Origin of the sequence: Elizabethkingia argenteiflava, assembly GCF_009904105.1 — a bacterium.
Classification (GTDB): Bacteria; Bacteroidota; Bacteroidia; order Flavobacteriales; family Weeksellaceae; genus Elizabethkingia; species Elizabethkingia argenteiflava.
The window spans coordinates 1-4,071 of the sequence record NZ_JAAABJ010000486.1 but is presented as its reverse complement, the minus strand read 5'-3'; the positions used below and the strand labels follow the sequence as shown (position 1 = coordinate 4,071).

The following is a 4,071-nucleotide window of genomic DNA, read 5'->3' as shown; positions in this document are numbered from 1 at the left end:
GATCAATCTGATCAAATTCTAAAATATTTTCAACTGATGTTAGTAATTCAATATGTACAAAAACATTCAGACCTTCAAATTCTTGTAGACCAGATCTTCCTCCAGCAACATAAAATTTAATTGAATAACCAAGTTTGGATTCGTTTAAAAAAGAGCATTTCTTATATTTAGTCAAGCCTTAAAAAGGCACCATTTTCCTTTCAGCAAAAATAGAGGCTTTGTTTTTTATTAAAAAATTGAATAAAACTTGAAGCCAAAAAATGATTTGAGCTTTGATTTGGTTGAATATCAGCTTTAAATTGTATCCATTTCCTGCTAAAAGAGCATTGTTTATATCTCCAGCCACTCCTTTTAAGAAATTTAATCCTAAAGAATGATTTCGTTTTAAATGAGATATTGTAGGTTCTATCGCTGCTCTTGCTCGGAATCTTAATCTTGCAACTTGTTGTTTGTATTTTGTCTTTTCTTTCTTTCTTTCTTTGTGGGAAGTAAAATTTCTGTTCCTTCAACTTCTTTTATTCCTCGAAAAACTCGATCTGTGATTGCTTTTTCAGGTCTTGTTCCTCCAATTAATTCTCGAACTCTTTGGCTTTGAGATAAAGAGGCTTCCAAGGTTTTACTATCGTGTGGATCACCAGAAAACCTTTTTACCGATGTGATAACCCCTGTTTTCCGACCTCGTACAACGGATACTTTTGTTCCAAATTCATAAGCTTTACCTGACTTTCCTTTTGCGATACAAGCCACTTGTGGCTCGTGCAAACTATAGACCTTATCCTTCGTAGATCGATCTTGAGATAAGACTTTTTTGTATTTTTCAAACTCTAATTTGTAATTTTATAGAACAGTTGTTGTTAGTTTTCTTTCCAGTTCCCGAACCAATCTTTTTCCCAAAGTTCGTAGCTTTTTTCGAGCCCTCATTGATTTCTTTTTCCTTTTGGGATGATGACCAAAATAGGCTTCTCCAAGCAATTGTTTGATCACTCTTTTATAGGTTTGCCTTTCGGGAACACCTTCTTTTTTGGCTAATTTTGAATCTGTAGGGAAAGTAATATTTTTATCCTGAACCCTCGTGTCAATCTGAACTTATTTCTCAAATTTTGATTCGGGATGAAGATTTACGCTTTGACTCAACAAAAAGTCTAAGCCCTTTTCGCCAATGCTCTTTCTAAAGTACACAAACTGGATTGGATCAAACCGATGCGTGGTTTGAAAAAATGTTTCTCCGGTAAAATACTGCCAATAAGCATTTTATATCCATCTTTCCACACAAGATTCGTCACTCTCTTTAAACATTTCTTTGAGTAACAGTAATCCTGATATTTTACGAATCGCAACAGAGGGGCTTCCGTTTGTTGAAAACAATTTTTCAAACTCTTGATCCAAATTATCCCAAGCAATCTCATCTGCTAATTTTACCAGTGGATGATCCATGTTAATGAGTTCTGTGAGTCTAGTCTGAAATAAATTTTGCTGTAAATCCGGTTGTATTTTCCCTAACATATTGCCACTTTTTATACGCTAGAATACAACTTTTTGCTAGTTTTACATCAATATGTGCTTTGTTCTTTCAAATTAAAATATTGATTAATAATTAATTAATGTATTTTTTAGGGGTGACTATATAAAAACAAAAAAACACCTCTGAAAAGTTTGCTTTTTTTATTTGTAAGATTCTATTAAATCATCAATATCTTTTTTACGAGCAATACTATTTATCCAATCTTTAGGAATATTTTCACTGCCATAGTAAATAGAAGATAAACCTCCTGTTACTGCTGATGTTGTATCAGTATCATCTCCTAAGTTTACAGCTTTAAGAACAGAACTAGCGTAATTACTTGTATTAAAAAGACACCAAATAGAAGCTTCCAATGTATGTATTACGTATCCACTACTTTGAATTTCAGATTCATCAAATTCATATATTTTATTATCAAGTAATCTATTAAATTTCTTTCTTTCTTCTAGATTAATTTTATTACTTTCTAAAAAAGAAGACACATTATTCTGTACCTCTAAATAAATATTTCCCAAATCTTTAGAAGATAAAAGCAATAAAGCAAATTCAAGATAATAAAAACAAGAAATTATCGACCTTATATGTGAATGAGTAATCGAAGAAACTTCTTTAACTAATTTAAATCTCTCTTCTATATTATTAATATCCTTTGTAATCATCAATAACGGAAGGATTCTCATCAAAGATCCGTTACCATTTGAATACTCATCATTCCCTCCTGCTAGAATTGGATTTACTCCTTCTCTTAAATTATAAACAGCTTCTTCCGTAGCTACACCTATATCAAATACCACACCGTGGGCTGTCCATAAATTATTATCATACCACTGTACAATATTATTCGCAATAGATTGTATACTGTAACCAGATTTCACTATAGCATCTGCTAAACATAAGGTTAAAGAACCATCATCTGAAAATGTGCCTTTTGGCTGATTATGTGTACCAAAACCTATCATTTCTTTAGCTGGATGAGCATGTATTTCGTTACGAGATTTAAACTCATAAGGAACTCCTAAAGCATCACCAACTAAAACACCATAGAGTATGTCTTTAATTAAAATTTTATTCTTCATAATCAATAAGGAATAACACTAATACTTTTTATCCATTCGTTATAGTATTCATTGAGTTGTTTAACATTTCTTATATTTTCTAGATCTGACTCTTCAGAAAAAATATTAACGCGAGGATAATTTTTATCTAACCTTTTCCCTAAAATTAATTTAACAGCATAAATAGAGTAATGTAAACGGGGAATCATATAATAACCATAAGAACATCCTTTTATAAGCATTTTAATATGTAATTTATCTAACTTTGAACAAAGATCATAAAATGCATCATTTATTCTATCTGATTTAGTTTGTATGACATTGTCCTCTTCATTTTTATACTCTAAATAATACATAGCTGCTTTTCCTTTATATGTATAAGGTTCATATGTAGGAAATTGGTAAACTGTTGGATTAATCTCTGTCCCTGTCCATATCCTAACTGAAGCATCTATTTCTTGATGATTAGAATTTAAACACTTTATATGAAAAACTTCATAGTTTTCTTTTTTATTCATAAACTCACTACTTTTAGCATTAATAACAATGCCAATTAATATTATTAGAATTTTTAATATCCTTTGCATGTATATATCCTTTAATATTTTCATTTGGAATTTTATCAATAAATGCAATTTCTTTTTCGGAAGGAAAAGGACTTTCTGTTCCTAATATATCATTAACATTAATACCTTTATAGCTATCTATTTCAATTTTATAAATATATCCATTTCCTTTATAATCATAAGAAATATTTCCAAAATCAATGGCACTATTTATATCATAAGTAGTAGAAATATATTGAGACTTAGTATTATTTACAGCATAGTCTTTTAAATCGACATTTGCTCCCGGAATCTTTGCATGAAAACCACCTCCTGATTTTATTGTTGCTGGAGATCTTTGGTCAAATCTATAAACAGTAATCATATCCAGCCCAAAGGGATCGACTTGCGAGTTAGAATCGTAAGTATAGGCATACAGATTCGGGTTATTTCCCAATAGCCCAATGGGATCCTGACTGATAAAATTACCTATTTGAGGGTCATAATACCTAAACCGATTATAAGCCAATCCTGTTTCTATATCTACGTACTGCCCCTGATAAAGGAAAGGCACAAAATCATGATTTCCTTTTCTCGGGGAACCATAAACATCCAATTCCCTTTCCCAAACCAAAGACCCACTACTATCATATGCATGCGAGGGTGTCCCCAGATAGTCACTGACAATACTGTACTTCTCCTCTCCAACAAGCTTTCCGCAAGGTACAAAACTTCCCTGCTCATACAGCCAAGTTATTAAATTTTCGGTAGATTCTGGCATCTGATGAAGATTATTTTCATCACCCATGCTCCATACCGGCCGAAAACTTCCCTCATATTGCCACTCGTGCAGGGGTACATTCCCATCCCACAGCCACCTGGTCACCCTTCCTTTATATTCCTTGGCAATACGCCTTCCCAAAGCATCGTACACAAAGCTAATCCTCTT

Annotated in this window: 5 protein-coding genes; all 5 read right to left on the bottom strand. The window is 32.2% G+C overall.

The annotated features are described in order from the left end of the window. Positions 1 to 429 precede the first annotated feature (429 nt). Positions 430 to 762 carry a hypothetical protein gene (locus GNY06_RS06195; RefSeq protein WP_166519261.1) on the bottom strand — a complete coding sequence of 111 codons (333 nt, stop codon included), beginning with the start codon at positions 760 to 762 and terminating at the stop codon, positions 430 to 432. Between the two features lie 489 nt (positions 763 to 1,251). Next, on the bottom strand, positions 1,252 to 1,503 hold the full coding sequence (locus tag GNY06_RS06190; protein WP_166519260.1) for a hypothetical protein: 252 nt from the start codon (positions 1,501 to 1,503) through the stop codon (positions 1,252 to 1,254). Between the two features lie 159 nt (positions 1,504 to 1,662). Next, positions 1,663 to 2,598 carry an ADP-ribosylglycohydrolase family protein gene (locus tag GNY06_RS06185; RefSeq protein ID WP_166519259.1) on the bottom strand — a complete coding sequence of 312 codons (936 nt, stop codon included), beginning with the start codon at positions 2,596 to 2,598 and terminating at the stop codon, positions 1,663 to 1,665. Positions 2,599 to 2,600: 2 nt separating this feature from the next. Next, positions 2,601 to 3,095, bottom strand: coding sequence for a hypothetical protein (locus GNY06_RS06180; protein WP_166519258.1), 495 nt, complete (start codon positions 3,093 to 3,095; stop codon positions 2,601 to 2,603). A gap of 19 nt (positions 3,096 to 3,114) precedes the next feature. Then, positions 3,115 to 4,071: scabin-related ADP-ribosyltransferase (locus tag GNY06_RS06175; protein ID WP_317163761.1), on the bottom strand; the 957-nt coding region annotated here is incomplete at its 5' end.